Raw genomic sequence first — 17,399 nt, 5'->3', positions numbered from 1 at the left:
AACCCAAACTCTAAAATCAGCATGATGACATCTACCATTCACCAGGAACCTGCGCTGCAACCCCTCGACGAATATAATCAAGCTCTGATGGCTCAGGTGCATCCGCCCGATTGGGTCAACCCCACTCCAGCCAGTCAATATGACCTGGTGGTGATTGGAGCGGGCACAGCGGGATTGGTGGTTGCGGCAGGAGCCGCCGGATTGGGGTTAGGGCTTAAAGTGGCTCTGGTCGAAAAAAGCCTCATGGGTGGTGATTGCCTCAACATCGGTTGTGTCCCCTCAAAGTGTGTGATTCGTTCATCGCGAGTGGTGGCTGAGATCCGAAATGCTGCCCCCTTTGGCATTCACCCCCCCGATGGACTTGCCATTGATTTTGCAGCAGTAATGCAGCGGATGCGACGAATCCGCGCTGAAATTAGCCCCCACGACTCGGTAGAGCGGTTTCGCAACTTGGGAATCGATGTGTTTTTAGGTCGGGCTGCGTTTGTGAGTTCAGAGGCGATCGCGGTGAACGGGAGTCAGTTGCGGTTTAAGAAAGCCGTGATTGCCACAGGTGCGCGGGCAACCCAACCTCCCATTCCTGGGTTGGCGGAGGCTGGTTTTTTAACGAACGAAACGGTTTTTTCCCTGACGCAACCCCCACAGCGGTTTGCCGTCATTGGCGGTGGTCCCATCGGTTGTGAACTGGCTCAGGCATTTCAGCGATTGGGCAGTGAAGTGACGCTGTTTCATCAGAACGGACACATTCTCGATCGCGAAGATGACGAAGCCGCTGATATTGTCCAGCAGCAATTTCTACAAGAGAAGATTAATTTATTACTCGATTGCATCGTCGAGAAAGTTGAGAAGACCGACGCAGGCAAGGTGTTGCACTATCGGCAACAGGGGGCTGTCAAAACTGTCACGGTGGATGAAATTTTGGTGGGGGCTGGGCGATCGCCCAACGTCGAAGGACTCAATCTGGAAACCGTAGGCGTTCAGTACGATGCGAAAAAAGGGGTCATCGTCAACGACTATCTCCAGACCAGCAATCCCCGCATTTACGCAGCTGGCGATATTTGCATGAACTGGAAGTTCACCCATGCCGCCGATGCCGCAGCCCGCATTGTCATCAAAAACGCGCTGTTTTCGCCTTTTGGCTTGGGACGGAGCAAATTGAGCAGTCTGGTGATGCCCTGGGTGACGTACACCGACCCAGAAATCGCCCACGTTGGTTTGTATGAGCATGAAGCTCGTTCTCAAGGCATAGCTGCCGACACCATCAAAATCCCCCTTTCATCGGTCGATCGCGCTCTCGCCGATGGTGAAACGGAGGGGTTTGTCAAAATCCTGCATCAACGAGGGTCTGACCGAATCCTGGGAGCAACTATCGTGGCACGTCATGCCGGAGAGATGATTAGCGAAGTTACCCTGGCGATCGCCACAAAACAGGGACTCAACGCCCTTTCAGGGGTTATTCATCCCTATCCAACGCAAGCGGAAGGTATCAAGAAAGCAGCCGATGCCTATCGCCGCACTTTACTCACGCCTCGGACGCGATCGCTGTTGAAACTCTTGACCAGACTCAGTTAGCCAGATTAATACCGCATGCTTGGCGTGATAAACAAGTCGATCGCTTCGCCTATCCCCAACCCCAACGTAGTCACCATGACAATCCACAAAAACACATTAAACTGATTGAAATTTGCTGTTCGCATCTCAAAGAGAGCATAGAGCAAGGTAAACAGTGGCAACAACGTCAGAGTCAGAATGATTGGCTTGATCAAAGCTAATGCAACGATCAAACTAAATAGAAGGCTGATGCCAATGACAAAAATAACTTGTTGATTAGTAAACCAAACTAGAAACTCTAGAATGGGATTTTTCTTCCAAATGACCGCAGTTGTTAATAATACAATCAGAGTCGCAATTAACCAAAAGACGTGATGTGCTGCTAAATACCATCCTAATAATACGTACTCTCCGCCCAGTAAGCTCAGAGAAAACCAGGTTCTTTGGGTAGACACTTGAGTATTCATATTAAAAATTTTTATTCAAGAAATTTATGCCTGTACGGCTTATAGTGCGATCGCTGATCTCACTATAACGAGCATTCTTTAAGAAAAGGTCAAAACCTTGCTTTAAAAAACTTGTTTAAAGATTACCTTAATTTAAGACAGCAAAGTAATACTTAGTCGATTCACCATCGACATCAAATGTATCAAAAACAACCATATAGCGATCCTAAATCGTTTGTGAAAGTGCCCGCCCAAAGGGCGGGCACTTTCACAAACAGCTTTTTTCACAAATCAAATAGGATTGCTATAGAAGCCTAACTTTGATAATGACTGAGAGCCTCTCCCGTATTAAAGAAATGCTCAAGATCGCCATTCCTTTACGCGATGCCGATCTGGTATTTTATCCGGCTCTTTTTAACGCCGAAGAGAGCGATCGCTGGATGGCTGAATTAACCGAAGCGATCGCATGGCAACAAGATCAGATGACGATATTTGGGCGGGTACTATCCTTACCTCGACTCACCGCCTGGTATGGTGATCCGGGCAAATCCTACACCTACTCTGGCATCACCATGACCCCAACTCCCTGGACCGAGGGGTTACTGGCTCTTAAAGCGAGAGTGGATGCTATCTCCGGTGTGACCTTTAACAGCGTGTTGCTTAACCTCTACCGCGATGGCAATGACAGCGTGGGTTGGCATAGCGACGACGAACCGGAATTGGGGCAAAACCCGGTCATCGGCTCTCTCAGTTTTGGGGCAACTCGCCGATTTTCGTTGCGTCACAAATTCAACAAAGAGCTGAAACACCAACTGGGGCTAACTTCTGGTAGTTTTTTGTTGATGCAAGGAACGACGCAACATTACTGGCAGCACCACATTCCCAAAACCAAACGGTGTGCAACTCCTCGCATCAACCTCACCTTTCGCATCATCCATTAAGGCTCGTGGATTTATAGCCGTAGTCACCTCAGTTAAGACCGGCACTCAACAGGACAGACGCGATTCATCACGTCTCTCTCGGCAGGACACAAATTCAATGTCCTAACGGTTTTGGCGATCGCTATAGCAAATTCGCAACCTGTACGGGCGGGTTTGGCAAACTAATCTACATCAGGTCATGAGGGTGACCCGTCAGGCATTTGCCCCCCTTGACGACTCCATCTCCTTAAATTGGGGTGACGAGTTCCGTCATGAGTTCCCCAACGGAGACGATGCGGTCTGCACGTCCCGCATTGCTTCCCGAAAAGATCAGCCCTCCTTCAATGTCTCCGCGTGCTGCCTTATCCAGGGCTTGCACAATGCAAAAATTTTGCTGATTATCGCGGCATTTGCAGGCATGAAGGCAACTGGCGAGGCAACGTCTTTCGAGATCAGGAGAATTGGCGATCGCCTTTTCTGCAAACGCATTCCGCAAGGCTCGTCCCGGCATTCCGACTGGGCTGGGAACGATCACCACATCCTCAGGCTTCGCGTGCAAATGAAACTCCTTATAGCGAATGTCTGCATCACACTCATGCGTCATGATGAAACGAGTTCCCAATTGTACTCCGCTCGCCCCCAATGCCAGAGCGCGATCGATATCCGAGCGATCCCAGATTCCGCCAGCGGCAATTACTGGAAGGGGTTGCTGTAATTCCTGTCGCACATACGCCACCATATCTGGAATCACGACCTCTAGGGCCGCCGCCTCAGTCCCCAACTCCTCTAGTTTTGCGCCTAGATGTCCACCTGCCGAATTGGGATTTTCGACAACGAAGGCATCCGGCAAGCGTCCGTACTGCCGTTCCCACTTACGGCAAATAATCCGAGCCGCACGGGTACTGGATACAATCGGCACTAACGCCACTGCTGGGTAGTCAGCCGTCAGTTCTGGCAACTGCAACGGCAACCCTGCGCCTGAAATGATCAAATTGATTCCCTGTTCAGCCGCCGTTCGCACTAGCAGTTCGTAATCCTGAGCGGCAACCATGGCATTAATTCCCAAAATCCCATCGGGACTGAGCCTCCGGGCAAGTTGAATCTCATCGATTAAAGCGAGACGATTGGCTTCAAAAAACTGCTCTCTGCGCTTGCGAACATTACGTTCGCTAATGTCGAAATAAGGCGAGTTTAGCCCTAACGCCGCAGCGGATATCACACCGATGCCACCGGCGTTGGCAACTGCCGCGGCTAGCCGCGCACCTGAAATCCGAACCCCCATTCCACCTTGAATGATGGGATAACGAGCAATATGTTGACCGATTTTAAGCGTAGGTAATGCTTGCATGATGTCTTGAAGATGAAAGGGGTTGAATACAAGAATTGGTATTAAGGAATGGGAATTAAATAAGTTCGATATTGGGTAGGGGCGGGTTTTGCCGTCAAATCCATTGCAGGAGAGAGATTAGTCTGCTAAACCCTGGAAATAAAACCAGGGGGGTGTGGGGGCTGCGCCCCCAGCCAGGGGTTCCACCCCTGCACCCTAAATTCCCACCCTTATTTACGACGAGTTGTACTAAGTAGATGGTCGTCAATAACCAGAGTTTTTCGTAGGATGGGTTAGCGATTACTCCGCCAGGGGGAACTGCTTCGCATTGCGTAACCCATGCCAGCAAAGGGCTTAATGCGTTACGGCTACGCCTAACACATCCTACGTTCAATTAGGGCTATCTACTTAATTCAGGCTCAACCCCTTGGAACAACGGATTCTAATGAAAGAGCGATCGCCGGATCGTGATATTTCCCCTGTCGATGGGTTAACCGTACTGCTTCTGCCAACTGTTGCACTGAGGTGTTTTTTAAGCAGTAGCCATCGACCCCCACCGCTAGCGCATCAGCGATCAGCGATCGCTGATCAGCCGTCACCAATATCAAGATCTTCGAGGGAATCACATAGGAGTTGGACTGAACCTTGCGGGCAGTGCGAATGAATTTGGTCAGATCCATGTCAGGCAACGTGGCATCGACAACCGCCACATCCACATCGATCGACTCCAGCAAGACCAATCCTGTCTCCGCATTGGTGGCTTCACTGGCGACCTCAATATCCGGTTGCGATCGCAGATCCACCCGCAACTGAATTCGGGTTTGCTCATCCGCTTCAATCACCGCTACCTGAATCACATCATGGGGATTGTGTTCCTTCACGTAGCCGTCACCCACCGATAGGTCACTGGGGGCACCGCAAGCAGAAACTGTACCGACGAAATCAACATCCGCAGAACTTTCTCGTTTTAGCTGCGCCATCTGGTCAGCCGTGAGAATTCTCGATTCATCGAAACCAAATTCAATTTCGGTGTGCAATCCTTTTTGCTTGACCCGATTCAAATTGTAGAACCGTTTATTAATTGTGGTTTTAACAAATGCCCAGAGACAGCCCAGCAAATAGCGACGTTTGAAAGGGTCTTTTTCAAACCAATATTCCAGAAACTTCCAGGAGTAGAAACGCGCATAGTTGCGAAGGACTCCCTTTAAGACTTCCTCTCGCGTCATGTTGTCTGGCTTGATAATCGGTGTGACAAAGTTGTAGTGAGAATAATCACGGATTTCAACTCTATCTTGTAAGTCTTGAAACAATTCAGCAAACGGCCAGGGCGTGTACATGTTCCAGTTGGTCATGTCGGCTTTCCAGTCCCGCGCCATGCGATAGGTTTCCTCAATCGTTTCTGAGGTTTCACTGGGTAGCCCCATGATGAACTGAACCTCTGCCAGAATGCCATTATCGCGCAGTAATTGCACAGCTTTTTTGTTATCGGCGATCGTTGTTTCCTTACGAAATAAGTTCAAATTGAGTTGTGCAGCCGCTTCTGTTCCTAAAGAGACGTGAACGAGTCCAGCTTTGCGATACAACGGTAACTCCTTTTCATCGCGCAGAATGTCAGTAACTCGTGTATTAATGCCCCAATGCACATTTAAATTACGCTCAATTAACTCATGGCAAAGTGCAACAAAGCGAGATTTATTAATAGTTGGTTCTTCATCAGCCAGAATAAAAAATCCAACATGATGTTCTTTAACTAAGTACTCGATTTCATCAACAAAGTGTTTGGGAGAACGCGATCGATACTTACGCCAAAACTTCCATTGAGAACAAAAGCGGCAGCGGAAGGGACAACCCCGTGAGTAATTGGGAACCGCAACTCTGGTATTCAGCGGAGTGTAAATGTATTTATCCCATTCCAACAAACTCCAATCTGGGGTTAGGGTATTTAAGTCTTTAATCGGTGGGTGAGCCGGGGTAGCAACGATTTTTCCATCATCGAGAAACGCAATCCCTAAAATGCTGTGGCGATCGCGCTCATCAGTGCCATTGGCGATCGCTTGCAGCAGGTTCACGGTGATTTCTTCACCTTCTCCTCGGATAATGTAATCCACCCAGGGAGCTTCCCGCAGCACTTCGCGATACATATAGGTGGGATGAATTCCTCCCATGATTGCTTTGGCATGGGGGCAAATTGTTTTAACCAGCCTCAGGGTTGCCTGCGATTTGTAGATCATCGGCGTAATCGCTGTCACCAGCACCACATCCGGTTGGTAGGCTTTAATTTGGGCTGCCAACTCCACGTCATCGATATGGTTGCTCATGGCATCGATAAAGCGAACCGATTGAAAGCCCACTGTTTTTAATGCACCACCGACATAGGGCACCCAACTGGGGGGCCAGTTTCCGGCAATTTCCGCGCCACCCGAATGGTAGTTGGGTTGAATCATCAGGATACGCATTGTGTTGTCTTCCTCCTCTCCAGCGAGTTCAGGTTCAATGAGCGATCGCCTGAAAAACATTAATAACTATATAGCGTTTGAGTAATTATAAGATGAATTTTGCTTTTTATTTACTTTCTCCCTCCTGCCATTCCAACAGACCGAGGGTTTGGTACGTAATGCCAATCTCCTACAAGATTCATATGTCGGATCAGCAACACCCTCATTTCTATAGCGATCGCCATCCATAAAAAAACTGAGGGATGTAACACATCCCTCAGCTAGAGAACCTGGAGGAGAACTTCTTATTTCACGGCTTCTGCTAGAGCCGACTTGGCAGTGGCGATCGCCTGATCTCGCACATCCCCTTTTGCCATTAAGTTGTCTGCATGAATGACTTGGATATCGGTAATGCCGATAAAGCCAAATGCCAGACGCAGATAGGGTTCTTGCATGTCATAGCTATAGTAAGGCGTGCCTTCGGGATAAGTGCCACCGCGTGCGGTGATGATGACCATCTTTTTACCCTGAACCAACCCTTGATAATTGCCACTCTCATCCACCGCAAATGTGCGCCCAGCACGGATAATTTGATCGAGATAGGCTTTGAACACGGCTGGAATTGCGAAATTGTACATTGGTACACCGATCACATAAAAATCAGCCGCCAAAAACTCATCCACGAGTTCATTCGAGATCCGAATTGCCGCTGCCATCTCAGGGGTGTGATCCGTGGGGGCAGAAAAGGCCGCCGCAATCCAGTCTTCGCTAACAAACGGCACAGAATAATGTCCTAAATCACGGTAAGTCACAGACGTATCCGGATAAGCAGCCTGAAACTTGGTAACAAACTCTTTCGTAAGCATGCGAGAAACGGAACGCTCACCGCGTGGGCTGCTGTCGATATGGAGAAGGTGAACCATTGGTATAACTTCCAAAAGAGGGTAGTGATATGGATGTAGTTTGAGAACCACTCAAACGAGTATAGATAAAATTTAGGCGTAAACCCTCTAGAGGTAAACCACTGCAAAAAACAAAAACAACAATAGACAAAAAACAACAATAAATGATGAAACAGAGAGGCAACAGGGTGACCTGATCAACTGAAAATATAGTTATGTGATCAACAAAGCAGTTCTAGATCACTATCAAACCTATAAGTTGAGTAGGGGTGATCATCAACGCAAGAATTGGGCATTTTTAAGTTTGCCATTCCACTAGAATGTGTTATCAACCATTTTTCTCCCCAGTCCCATCATGCCCTTTGAACAACTCATCGAACCCGACGTTAAGGACTTAGGCGGGTTTATTGCCCGCCGCAGCTTGCCCTACCCCAATCGTCAAATGGTTGGTCCTTTCATCTTTTTTGACCATTTGGGTCCATCTCTCCTCCCGGTGGGCAAAGGCATTGATGTCCGACCACACCCCCACATCAATCTGGCAACTGTCACCTATTTGTTTGAGGGTGCATTGATGCATCGTGACAGTTTGGGAACGGTGCAGGAAATTCAACCGGGGGCAGTCAACTGGATGACCGCAGGAACGGGGATTGTCCACTCTGAGCGATCGCCCGATCGTGATCGTGCCAACGAAGCTACGATTCACGGTATCCAGACCTGGGTTGCCCTCCCCCAAGACCAGGAAGAAACTGACCCCTGGTTTCATCACTATCCTGCGGATACCTTGCCGACCTGGCAGGAAACTGGAGCAACCGTGACGCTGATTGCTGGTCAAGCGGCAGGTTACACATCTCCGGTAAAAGTGTTTTCACCGATTTTGTATCTGGATATTGTCCTCACGCCGCAGTCTCACTGCACCATTCCCGCTGACTACAGCGATCGCGCCATCTACAGCGTTACAGAAGGAGTCGAAATTAATCACAAACCACTACCTCCCTATCGGTTGGCAATTCTCACACCGGGGGCGATCGTGACTGTTTCTGCTAGCGTTGCTGCTCGTTGCATCGTCATCGGGGGAGAACCCCTCGGCACCCGCTATAAATGGTGGAATTTTGTTTCCAGTCGCCCAGAACGAATTGAGCAAGCCAAACGGGACTGGCGGGAGTGCCGCTTTGCCACCGTTCCAGACGAAACCGAATTCATTCTTCTACCAGAAGTTGTAACGGAAGCCAATCCTTTTTCATGAAAGCATAACAACACCAGGGCAGTGAGCACGGGTAGCCGTATTACACGCTCCCCTGCCGTTGCTTTCATTCAGTGAAGTATGCTCAGGAAAAAATCATATTTCTTTAAAACATTTACTTTAGAGTAAAGAGAATGGCAGCCGTCATGACGGTTAAGGCAAGCCGTGGTTGGGAATGAAGTTTGTTGATCAAGCAATTCAAGTGGTGAATCAAAGCAGGCGGCACTGGTTGATGCCTTCGTCGTTGCAGCTTCGCCTAACAGCAGGAATTACAGTCGCTCTGGCAGTGGGGTTAGGTGGTGTCGCCATTTGGATCAGTTGGACGATGCAACAACTGCTGGTCGCCACGCATATCCAGAACGTGAAGTACATTACCGATCGCTTCCCCCAAGACGTGGCTTTGTATCATGAAATGCTGCCCCTTGAAGAGGCTGTACAACGAGCCATTTCACAAGCGGAGACTGAGGTCATCCACAACTCATCTAGCTTGATGATCTGGGTGACCCATCCGGATGGCGAAATTATCGCCCGATCGCAATCGCTGAATCAAGCTCCCCAGTCCTTTCAAGACATGCTGATGTCGCTCTCAGAGATGCCCATTGAGCCGCAAGTCTATCGCATCAGTGATGAGGGCACCCTGCCAATGCGCTATCTTTTGCTGCATAGCAGTCCTCTGGCGATCGAAAATGGCTCAATTGGGCGGTTTTATCTGGCTCAAGACATCACCGAAAAACAAAAAATGCTGATTACTGCGATTCGGCAGGTCAGCTTTGCCACCATCGTTGCAATTTTGCTATTGACAATTGTCATTGCGATTTACATTCGGCGATCGCTCCAGCCACTGCGAAGAATGAGCCAGTTTGCCGAGACGATTTCGATTAACGAGTTGAGTCAAGCACACCTCGATCTAAAGTCTGCGCCCTACGAAGTTCAAGAACTGGCGCAAATGCTAGACAAAATGCTCTCTCGTCTGGCTCGATCCTGGGAGGAGCACCGTCAGTTTGTTAGCAATGTTTCCCATGAACTCCGCACGCCATTAGCGGTTATATCGGGTTATCTACAAAGCTTATTGCGACGTAGCGGTAGTTTAAGTAGCTCTCAAAAAGAAGCATTGGAAATTGCGGCAGCGGAAACCGATCGCACCGTTCGACTGCTACAAGACTTGCTGGAGTTAGCACGCGCCGATGGTGGCTATCTACCGTTGCGATTAGAGACGATTGTGCTGAATGATCTGATTAAAGAGATTGTGGGGATGGGCGAGAAATTTAGCGATCGCGCCATTCATATCGAAGCAGAACAATCGCCTATTTACGTCAAAACCGATCGCGATCGCCTGACGCAAGTTCTGGTCAATCTGATTGACAATGCGGTGAAGTATTCTGACTCCGATGAATTAATCATCGTCAAACTCGCTCAAACTGAGAAACAGGCTACGATTCAAGTGTTAGATCGCGGTTGTGGCATTCCTCTACAACAACAGGCACGGATTTTTGAACGGTTTTATCGCGTTGATGAGGCACGCGCCCGCTCGACTGGAGGAGTGGGGCTAGGATTAGCCATCGTTAAGTCGCTCGTCGAAGGTATGGGAGGGCAGGTGACCGTTGCCTCTAAACTGGGTCAGGGCAGCACCTTTACAATTACGCTTCCTGTGAAATAACCGAAATCGTGTGCCTTCTCCCATAACCCACCCTCACATCAATTCGGGGCTAATCCTACAACCCATTTCGAATATTCAGTCTTTGTTCGGTTCGTCTAACCCTTGATTTTCGGTAGCCGCGAATTCATTCGCCAGAGTCTTAACCCGAACTGACATTATATATAGCTATCCTATTTAATCCATGAAGAAGCCTGAGATAGGGTCAATGGTCAATCGTCATTGGTCAATGGTCAATCGTTGCTGGTTCTATATAAGGACTGAGAATTCCTTCATCAACTCTCAGCTGAATTTCAGTTTTGTCTTGCAATTTCTTAGATAAAAATCATTTTCAGCAAAATAAGCCAGGTCAATATAGGGTCATGGTTTGAAGCCTCCCGCTCTTATAAGGAAGTTGAATTATGAAACTCAACCGTTTGGCATTCAGCGTCACTTCTGCGCTCCTTTTTGCAGTCCCAGTTGTTGGCGTTCCTGCATTTCAAAGCAGAGGTAATGCTGAAACATTGACCCCCCAAGTCATCGCACAAAGCCAATCTGTTGCGATCGCAACAGGTACTTTTGTCGCTGGTGAAGCACCCACCACTGGCACAGCCCGCATCGTGACTGAAAATGGGCACCGTTATTTAGAACTGGATGCAGCCTTTAGCACCAGCAATATGGGTCCTGATTTGCACGTTTTGTTAGACTCAACCAACCGTCCCCCACAGTCCTACACCAACTTAGGAAGTGTTATCAATCTAGGAGGTCTACGGGAGTATAGCGGTGCTCAACGCTATCCCATTCCAGACAGCATTGCCATTGAAAATTTTGACTCTGTTGTCATTTGGTGTCGCATGGCAAATGCAACCTTTGGTTATGCTCCTCTCAATCCTGCAACCAATGCCAGCATTCGCCAGTGATGACAACTCAACAGTCTAATCTGTAGCAACCATGAAAGAATTGGGTGAGTGCTAAGCATTCACCCAACGTTGATCAAGATCTACAGCCGTAGCCACATTTGATGGGGCGGAGACGAGTCAGAAAGCTTCCCCAGCATCAAGGTTTGAGCCATTGCCTTTGCCTTCTTTCTGACCAAGGCTATAATTTGCGAGCAATTTACGGACGGTTTGTTGACAGCAAAGACGACCAGACGGATTGCTCCCAACGTCCAAAGTGAATGGTAGAGGCAATGAGCCAGTTATCCAGACACTCAATTAGCCATTTCAAATCTTCTTTTGCAGATTTTTCATAGTGCTTAAACAGAGCCGCAAATTGTTTTGCAACATGCTCTCGCATTGCTTTTAGATTTTCTGGAAACGCTCGACAGAGCAACACGATCTTGAGCAGAAGCCCAGTCGCAAATGTGGCTCCTAAGTTAGTAATCAAATCCACAAACATGAAATGATTTTCAATTTTTTGAGCAGACGGAGGAACAATCAATGCATCGATTAGATCGCGGCAGAGGTGCATCAGCAAACCATGGTTAGGTTTGGAGTTGTCGCGCTCAAACTGGCTGGTATTGAGCTGTTTGCTTAACCAATGGTTAAAGTTATGCTCTCCATAGCTGGGTTGCGGCGTGTGTTGAATAGCCTGAATCAGATAATCTCCTACCTTTTGTTTTGCCATTCGGTGAGTAGGCAGTTGATTGAAGGTCGTTAGAAACTGTTGAGCGGTATCCTGGTAGGAGCGAGATCCTTCAACTTTCCCAGCAAAAATCCGAATTGCATACTGCAAGTCTTCAGGCGACAGGGATGTTGGCTTTTGAGGAACAACAACCAACCGACGAGAGGAGTTGTGGCTCTCTTGACGGCAACTCTTCAGGTAGTTGAACAAGGTCGTCTCAAACTCCTTTTCACGATTATATTGAAGCTGCCTGAGCGCATCGTATCCCGAATCCTGGCTATCCCACTGTTTTAAGTAATAGGGATACAGATAGGGATATTGGGAGATCAATCCTCCAATCAACTCCACTTCCCGCGTGCTGCCTGGAGGAATGAAATTGATCACTCGCTCACAGTCAAGCAGTTGTTGATATTTTTCAGATTGTGTGAACCGTTGTAACTGCCTGCGCAGGACAGCGGTTGCAGTCGAGGTCGCAGGTCGAGTTGCGGCTTCATCAATCAATTGAATTAATTTGGAGGTCAACTGCCAATGCCGCTTTAACCACCAATAGTTGATGAGAATGTAGCAGGAACGATTGAAGACGTTGGCAAATCCCTGTTCTGCCCGATGAGACTTCAGAATGCGATTTAAGGCTTCTCGAATTCTCGGTTCAGGGTAGTGATCCCCGTCCAAAAATAATGCCTTAAACCGCTTCAGCAGTTCATTGCCATGGGATGTTTCTCGTAACTCCAATAAATGTTCAAATATGCAATTTGCATCAGCGTCGAAACCGCTTTGACTGTTATACATGGTAGGTAGATGACGCGCCCAGACAGAGAAGCGCAAAGATAAAACGAGCGATCGGGAAATACCGATTTTGGGTAGAACAAGATGGGTGATTACTTGTGAATCACCTCAATTCCTTCGAGAGCAGCGTTTAACCTTTGAAAACAGTAATTCCAGCAACCTAAGAACAACAATGCAACGTCTGATTCAAATGACGAAGCATTGATAGTGGCTATAGCCTCTGAGACGTAATAGTTAGTATTCGAGAAGTCTTTATCTAAGTAGATACTACAAGATTGGTAATTTAGTCAAGAAAAAATATTGGGATCGGGTCAGTATAAACCGAGATCTATGGGTTTGACTGCTGTAAATATTGCATCACCAATCTCTGTAAGAAATAGCACTTTTCATCCGTATCAATGAATGCTCGGCGTTTGAGCGATCGCAACACATTCATCAATTCCCCAGCAGACATCCGTTGCCCTGTCGCCTGTTGTAATTCCGAAAGGGATACAGGCTCCTCACAGGTCAGCAGGTAACTGACAATTTGGTGTTCTGCCGGAGATAGCCGTTCCAATTGCTGCTCCAATCGAGAACGCATACTGTCGGGGATCAACGCTAAGGGATCCTTAAATTGCTCTAGAAATAAAGCTGTATCTCCTTTACAAAATTCTCGAATGTCGGTGGCGATCGCACTCAAAATGAAAGGATGCGCCCAATACCGATAAGTCATCTCCCGCCATTGATTGTCTTTGCCTGAGCATCGTTTGTCCATCAGTAACTGCTTGGTTCCACTCACACTCAAGCCTTTGATGACCTCAGAGTGAACGTATCCATGATTGCCCTCTGCTTCTACGATTTCTCTCGGATTTTCCTGTGTCGTTATGATTAAACAGCTTTCATGAGCCGTGGCTCCCACCTGGCGCAACAGAGCACCATAGGCTTCGTAGCCTGCTCTGTAAGAGCCATCATGCACACCAGGGTTTAACACCGCTTCTAACCCATCTAAAATGACCAAACAACGGTGCTCTGTGATGTAGCGCATGAAGTGACTCAGATCAACGCTACGCTCTTGCTGATGGGAAAGATGGTACGTCAATTCGGCTAACAGATCGGCAAGTAACGGAGCTTGTTGCAGCGATCGCCAGATCACAAATTCATACTGCTCTCGCACCTGGAGAGCTAACTGGAGGGCGATCGTTGTTTTGCCAACGCCACTGATGCCATAGAGGGAGATCAATCGACACAGATTAACTCGAATAACATGATTGAGCGAGTTTAGCAGTTGAGCATAGCCATAGAAGGAAGTGGCGGAGGGAGCATCTCCCCAATCTTCAATCGAATGTCTTGGCTCAGGTTGAGGCACGGAATAAAGGGGTGCCGTTGGCAGTAGCTCAGGTTGAGGCAAAGAATAAAGGGGTGCCTCTGGTTGCTGCCACTTTTGTAGTGCTCGATGAACACAATTTTGTAAGGTACTTTTTGAAACCTTTTCATCGAACACTTCTGACAACAATTTCCACAACTGATACGCCACATTCCGCTTGAGGTGGTCGAGCGAACAGCGATCCGAATGTTCCCGATGAATGGTTTGATAATCTTTGCCAACCCAGGTGCCTAAAAAGACAAATCTCTGTAAGTCGGTGAGCCGTTTACCCTGTTGAGACAACAACTCATTGACAAACCTCAATGCTTCTTCAGCGTCCATGATAAATTTTGGTAGAGATGCACACTAGCCATCAGTTTAAGGCTGAACTTTGCTGAACTCTACTGATATTTTGCTGAACTTTTTCGAGAACCTGGATTCTCACTGGGTTAGCAGCAACTCCACTGAAATTTGCTGAACTTTACGGAATTGACTTTTTGGATCAGCCTGAAAAACTCTGAAGTCCGCTGAATTGAAGGGCTGTGAACTCCTGAATAGACTGAAAACATGCCCCAGGGATGGAGTTTCTGTCGTCACTCAGGAGTCAATCCTATGTTGCCCTTCAAGAATTGGTTTAGCCGTTTGAGCAACCGTGATACATCTCACGCTAGCCCATCCACAGTTAACACACCTTGCATTGAAAATGAGGCGATCGTTGTTGAAACGATCGAACCAGGAAAAACAGGTTGGGTTCGCTTTCAATCAATCTTGTGGTCAGCCTATTGCCCCAGTGGGTCAGTTCTTCATAGCGGTGAACAGGTTTACGTCGTCAGTCGTGATAACACAACGCTGTGTGTTGAACCTACCTGTGCAGCAATTGATTTGGATGTAGTTTCAATGTTTTGGTTAGGTCTTTAGAGAGTACTAGTGGCGTATTTCCAGAACACTAAAACCACTAATTGAGTTGTCTTTTTCATATTAGGACTTACGCACTTGAAGCCTAAAGCTTGGATCCCCCCTAGCCCCCCTTGAAAAGGGGGGAATTCCAGAAGCCCCCTTTCTAAGGGGGTTTGGGGGATCTGACTGCGCTAGTCCTGCATATCTTGAAAATGTGAATTAACTCTTTTCGGATATGAACGCATTTGAATTTGTACTCGCTCTAGCAACTGTCGAAACAGTTAATACAAGAGCGTTTGGGGGCTGCGCTTCCAGTCAGGAACTCCACCCCTGTGCCCCGTCCTAAACAACCCCTCGGTTGCTATACACCATCTATTTATCACTCTTAATCATGCTAGATAGTAAAGGTCACTTAGAAGTACGGTGGGTTCCAGAAAAGCCACCTAGCCCACCCTCTCCTGATAACGGTTTTGGGAAAAATGTGGCGATCGCTTTGGTCACAATCGTTCTCTTTATAGCTGTTCAGAGAGCATTTGAGGCTTCAAGCTCAACCGTAGAAGATCCGTCACTTGCTCCAAATCCAGAAGATGTGTCTCAAGATGAACGTCTAGAAGTTGTAGAACAATCCGTTGCTGTATGGGGACTACCAACCAATGAAGAACCTAACAACTCATTGCAGCCCCTAGAGGAGAAAACATCTCGTCCAATACCCAGATCTCAAACTCAAATTAACGACTGCAATGGCATGAATTATGATGGAGCCAACTTTCGAGATGAACCAGCCCTAACCCCTTTGACAATTCGGGGAATTGCTCCCCAAGGAGCGTGGGTTACGTTGACAGGAGAGACAACCCAGATTGATGGTGTTACCTGGTATCAGGTCATTAATCATGCAGAACTATTACCCTCCCCTGAGCCAGGTGCCCAAAACCGAACACGGGCTAATCAAGTGGGTTGGATTGCGGATTGTTTCCTGGACTGATGAATTATCAGCGTTGCTGAATGCAAATATAGCTCTGGTAGAAAGCTTAGGACAAAGAAAGGTTACGGCTCAAACCCTGATTCTAGAGGAGTTTTCTGACTCGCCTCTGCCCCATCGAATGTGGCTACGGCTATACCTGATTATCCAATGACTAATTGCTTACGAATGGCTCGATACAGCGTGTCACGTTGACGATAGGGGCGACCGACCGATTGAATCGCCGTTTGCAACTCTTCTACCGTTTTGCAGGTTCCGCCTTGGGCACCCGCCATTGAGGTGATGTGTTCCTCCATCAAAGTGCCACCGATATCATTGCAACCCCAGTTCAAGGCTTCAGTTGCCCCCTCTAAGCCCAACTTGACCCAACTGGGCTGATGGTTGTCGATCCAGTTGCCCAAAAAGATGCGAGCTACAGCGGTCAGCAAAAGAGCATCGGATAGAACAGGTTGATCGCGTCCGACTCGTTTCCGCAGTGGTTTGGGCGCGTCCTGCCCGACAAACGGCAAGAGAATGAACTCTGTAAAGCCGCGATCGCCCCGTCTGGCATTTTTTTGTTGGAGCGATCGCAACAAGCCCAAATGTTTCATCTGCTGTTCGGGAGTTTCAATATGCCCTGATAGCATCGTGCTCGTGGTCGGCATCCCCAACTGGTGAGCCGTTTCCATAATTTCCAGCCATTCAGCCGTATTGATCTTCTCAGGGCAGAGTATCTTTCTCACCTCGTCATCCAGCACTTCCGCTGCTGTTCCCGGCATGGACTCCACACCTGCATCCTGCAAGTCTGCAATCACATCCACGATGCTCAGGTCATCTTCTCGTGCGATAAATTGCACCTCTTGTGGGGAGAAGGCATGGAGATGGAGTTGCGGAAAGGCTTCTTTGATCAACTTCACCAAGCGGACGTAATAAGCCAGAGATTTGCCGTCGATTTTTGCCTGGGGATTCAGTCCCCCTTGCATACAAATTTCGGTCGCACCCCGATTGACCCCATCGGTTACTTTTTCTAGAATGGCAGATTCATCCAGCCAATAGGCTCCGGTTTCTCCCTCGTCGCGACGAAACGCACAAAAGCTACAGTGCTGTTCGCAAATGTTGGTGAAGTTGACATTGCGGTTGACCACATAAGTCACGGTTTCGCCCACTTGCTGTTGGCGTAGTTGATCCGCAGCCCGACGAATCGACGCGATCGCCTCAGCGTCTTGTTGTTGCAACAAAACGACCCCTTCCGCTTCGGTCAAGTCAAACCCTGCTAAGGCGCGATCGAGAATCGAATCAACCGTTTGAGTCACCACAGCCCATTACCAATGACATCACT

The 17,399-nt window shown here is 48.1% G+C and carries 15 protein-coding genes; 8 read left to right on the top strand and 7 right to left on the bottom strand.

Annotated elements, in window-relative coordinates; all coding sequences use genetic code 11:
- The first annotated feature begins 21 nt into the window (after positions 1-21).
- The gene (locus H6G89_RS12440) at positions 22-1,572 is read left to right on the top strand and encodes a mercuric reductase (protein WP_441339444.1); all 1,551 of its coding nucleotides are present in this window, start codon (positions 22-24) and stop codon (positions 1,570-1,572) included.
- 5 nt (positions 1,573-1,577) lie between these two features.
- Here H6G89_RS12440 and H6G89_RS12435 read toward each other — a convergent pair whose 3' ends face one another.
- Complete coding sequence (locus H6G89_RS12435) at positions 1,578-2,018, bottom strand: hypothetical protein (protein WP_190506562.1); 441 nt, start codon at positions 2,016-2,018, stop codon at positions 1,578-1,580.
- 305 nt (positions 2,019-2,323) lie between these two features.
- On the opposite strand from H6G89_RS12435, the gene H6G89_RS12430 reads away from it, so the two are divergent.
- Entirely contained in the window at positions 2,324-2,938 is a 615-nt protein-coding gene (locus H6G89_RS12430; RefSeq protein WP_190506560.1) for an alpha-ketoglutarate-dependent dioxygenase AlkB family protein, read from the top strand.
- A gap of 226 nt (positions 2,939-3,164) precedes the next feature.
- Here the strand turns inward: H6G89_RS12430 and H6G89_RS12425 are convergent, their stop codons facing one another.
- From H6G89_RS12425 to H6G89_RS12415, 3 genes are all read right to left on the bottom strand, one after another.
- On the bottom strand, positions 3,165-4,265 hold the full coding sequence (locus H6G89_RS12425; RefSeq protein ID WP_190506558.1) for an NAD(P)H-dependent flavin oxidoreductase: 1,101 nt from the start codon (positions 4,263-4,265) through the stop codon (positions 3,165-3,167).
- A 398-nt stretch (positions 4,266-4,663) separates the two neighbouring features.
- Positions 4,664-6,700 carry a magnesium-protoporphyrin IX monomethyl ester anaerobic oxidative cyclase gene (gene bchE / locus H6G89_RS12420; protein WP_190506556.1) on the bottom strand — a complete coding sequence of 679 codons (2,037 nt, stop codon included), beginning with the start codon at positions 6,698-6,700 and terminating at the stop codon, positions 4,664-4,666.
- Positions 6,701-6,984: 284 nt separating this feature from the next.
- A complete protein-coding gene (locus H6G89_RS12415) occupies positions 6,985-7,602 on the bottom strand; it encodes an FMN-dependent NADH-azoreductase (protein ID WP_190506554.1) in 618 nt (205 codons plus the stop codon).
- A gap of 334 nt (positions 7,603-7,936) precedes the next feature.
- Here H6G89_RS12415 and H6G89_RS12410 point away from each other — a divergent pair, with 334 nt between their 5' ends.
- From H6G89_RS12410 to H6G89_RS12400, 3 genes are all read left to right on the top strand, one after another.
- Complete coding sequence (locus H6G89_RS12410; protein WP_190506552.1) at positions 7,937-8,824, top strand: pirin family protein; 888 nt, start codon at positions 7,937-7,939, stop codon at positions 8,822-8,824.
- Positions 8,825-8,996: 172 nt separating this feature from the next.
- Positions 8,997-10,478 carry a sensor histidine kinase gene (locus tag H6G89_RS12405; RefSeq protein ID WP_190506550.1) on the top strand — a complete coding sequence of 494 codons (1,482 nt, stop codon included), beginning with the start codon at positions 8,997-8,999 and terminating at the stop codon, positions 10,476-10,478.
- Positions 10,479-10,876: 398 nt separating this feature from the next.
- Positions 10,877-11,374, top strand: a complete 498-nt coding sequence (locus H6G89_RS12400; protein ID WP_190506548.1) for a DM13 domain-containing protein — start codon at positions 10,877-10,879, stop codon at positions 11,372-11,374.
- 196 nt (positions 11,375-11,570) lie between these two features.
- Here H6G89_RS12400 and H6G89_RS12395 read toward each other — a convergent pair whose 3' ends face one another.
- Together H6G89_RS12395 and H6G89_RS12390 are read right to left on the bottom strand one after the other, a co-directional pair.
- Positions 11,571-12,866 carry a hypothetical protein gene (locus H6G89_RS12395; RefSeq protein ID WP_190506546.1) on the bottom strand — a complete coding sequence of 432 codons (1,296 nt, stop codon included), beginning with the start codon at positions 12,864-12,866 and terminating at the stop codon, positions 11,571-11,573.
- 325 nt (positions 12,867-13,191) lie between these two features.
- On the bottom strand, positions 13,192-14,547 hold the full coding sequence (locus tag H6G89_RS12390) for an NACHT domain-containing protein (protein ID WP_190506544.1): 1,356 nt from the start codon (positions 14,545-14,547) through the stop codon (positions 13,192-13,194).
- Positions 14,548-14,817: 270 nt separating this feature from the next.
- Between H6G89_RS12390 and H6G89_RS12385 the strand changes: the two genes are divergently transcribed.
- The 3 genes from H6G89_RS12385 to H6G89_RS12375 all read left to right on the top strand — a co-directional run bounded on the left by H6G89_RS12385 (position 14,818) and on the right by H6G89_RS12375 (position 16,235).
- Positions 14,818-15,123, top strand: coding sequence for an NfeD family protein (locus H6G89_RS12385; protein ID WP_190506542.1), 306 nt, complete (start codon positions 14,818-14,820; stop codon positions 15,121-15,123).
- 370 nt (positions 15,124-15,493) lie between these two features.
- Entirely contained in the window at positions 15,494-16,084 is a 591-nt protein-coding gene (locus tag H6G89_RS12380) for a hypothetical protein (protein ID WP_190506540.1), read from the top strand.
- A gap of 13 nt (positions 16,085-16,097) precedes the next feature.
- On the top strand, positions 16,098-16,235 hold the full coding sequence (locus H6G89_RS12375; protein WP_190506538.1) for a hypothetical protein: 138 nt from the start codon (positions 16,098-16,100) through the stop codon (positions 16,233-16,235).
- Here the strand turns inward: H6G89_RS12375 and cofH are convergent.
- Complete coding sequence (cofH, locus tag H6G89_RS12370) at positions 16,225-17,376, bottom strand: 7,8-didemethyl-8-hydroxy-5-deazariboflavin synthase subunit CofH (protein ID WP_190506536.1); 1,152 nt, start codon at positions 17,374-17,376, stop codon at positions 16,225-16,227. The genes H6G89_RS12375 and cofH overlap by 11 nt on opposite strands.
- Positions 17,377-17,399: the final 23 nt, after the last annotated feature.

It is taken from the genome of Oscillatoria sp. FACHB-1407 (assembly GCF_014697545.1).
Lineage (GTDB): Bacteria > Cyanobacteriota > Cyanobacteriia > Elainellales > Elainellaceae > FACHB-1407.
Note: the sequence above shows the minus strand (reverse complement) of the source record. Positions and strands in the feature narration are given on the sequence as shown.

Excerpts from the sequence above, each read along its gene's own strand:
- H6G89_RS12425 (WP_190506558.1), bottom strand. The coding sequence starts at position 4,265 with ATGCAAGCATTACCTACGCTTAAAATCGGTCAACATATTGCTCGTTAT.
- bchE (WP_190506556.1), bottom strand. The coding sequence starts at position 6,700 with ATGCGTATCCTGATGATTCAACCCAACTACCATTCGGGTGGCGCGGAA.
- H6G89_RS12395 (WP_190506546.1), bottom strand. The coding sequence starts at position 12,866 with ATGTATAACAGTCAAAGCGGTTTCGACGCTGATGCAAATTGCATATTT.
- H6G89_RS12430 (WP_190506560.1), top strand. The coding sequence starts at position 2,324 with ATGACTGAGAGCCTCTCCCGTATTAAAGAAATGCTCAAGATCGCCATT.
- H6G89_RS12405 (WP_190506550.1), top strand. The coding sequence starts at position 8,997 with ATGAAGTTTGTTGATCAAGCAATTCAAGTGGTGAATCAAAGCAGGCGG.
- H6G89_RS12410 (WP_190506552.1), top strand. The coding sequence starts at position 7,937 with ATGCCCTTTGAACAACTCATCGAACCCGACGTTAAGGACTTAGGCGGG.
- H6G89_RS12390 (WP_190506544.1), bottom strand. The coding sequence starts at position 14,547 with ATGGACGCTGAAGAAGCATTGAGGTTTGTCAATGAGTTGTTGTCTCAA.
- H6G89_RS12440 (WP_441339444.1), top strand. The coding sequence starts at position 22 with ATGATGACATCTACCATTCACCAGGAACCTGCGCTGCAACCCCTCGAC.
- H6G89_RS12435 (WP_190506562.1), bottom strand. The coding sequence starts at position 2,018 with ATGAATACTCAAGTGTCTACCCAAAGAACCTGGTTTTCTCTGAGCTTA.
- H6G89_RS12415 (WP_190506554.1), bottom strand. The coding sequence starts at position 7,602 with ATGGTTCACCTTCTCCATATCGACAGCAGCCCACGCGGTGAGCGTTCC.
- H6G89_RS12385 (WP_190506542.1), top strand. The coding sequence starts at position 14,818 with ATGTTGCCCTTCAAGAATTGGTTTAGCCGTTTGAGCAACCGTGATACA.
- H6G89_RS12380 (WP_190506540.1), top strand. The coding sequence starts at position 15,494 with ATGCTAGATAGTAAAGGTCACTTAGAAGTACGGTGGGTTCCAGAAAAG.
- H6G89_RS12400 (WP_190506548.1), top strand. The coding sequence starts at position 10,877 with ATGAAACTCAACCGTTTGGCATTCAGCGTCACTTCTGCGCTCCTTTTT.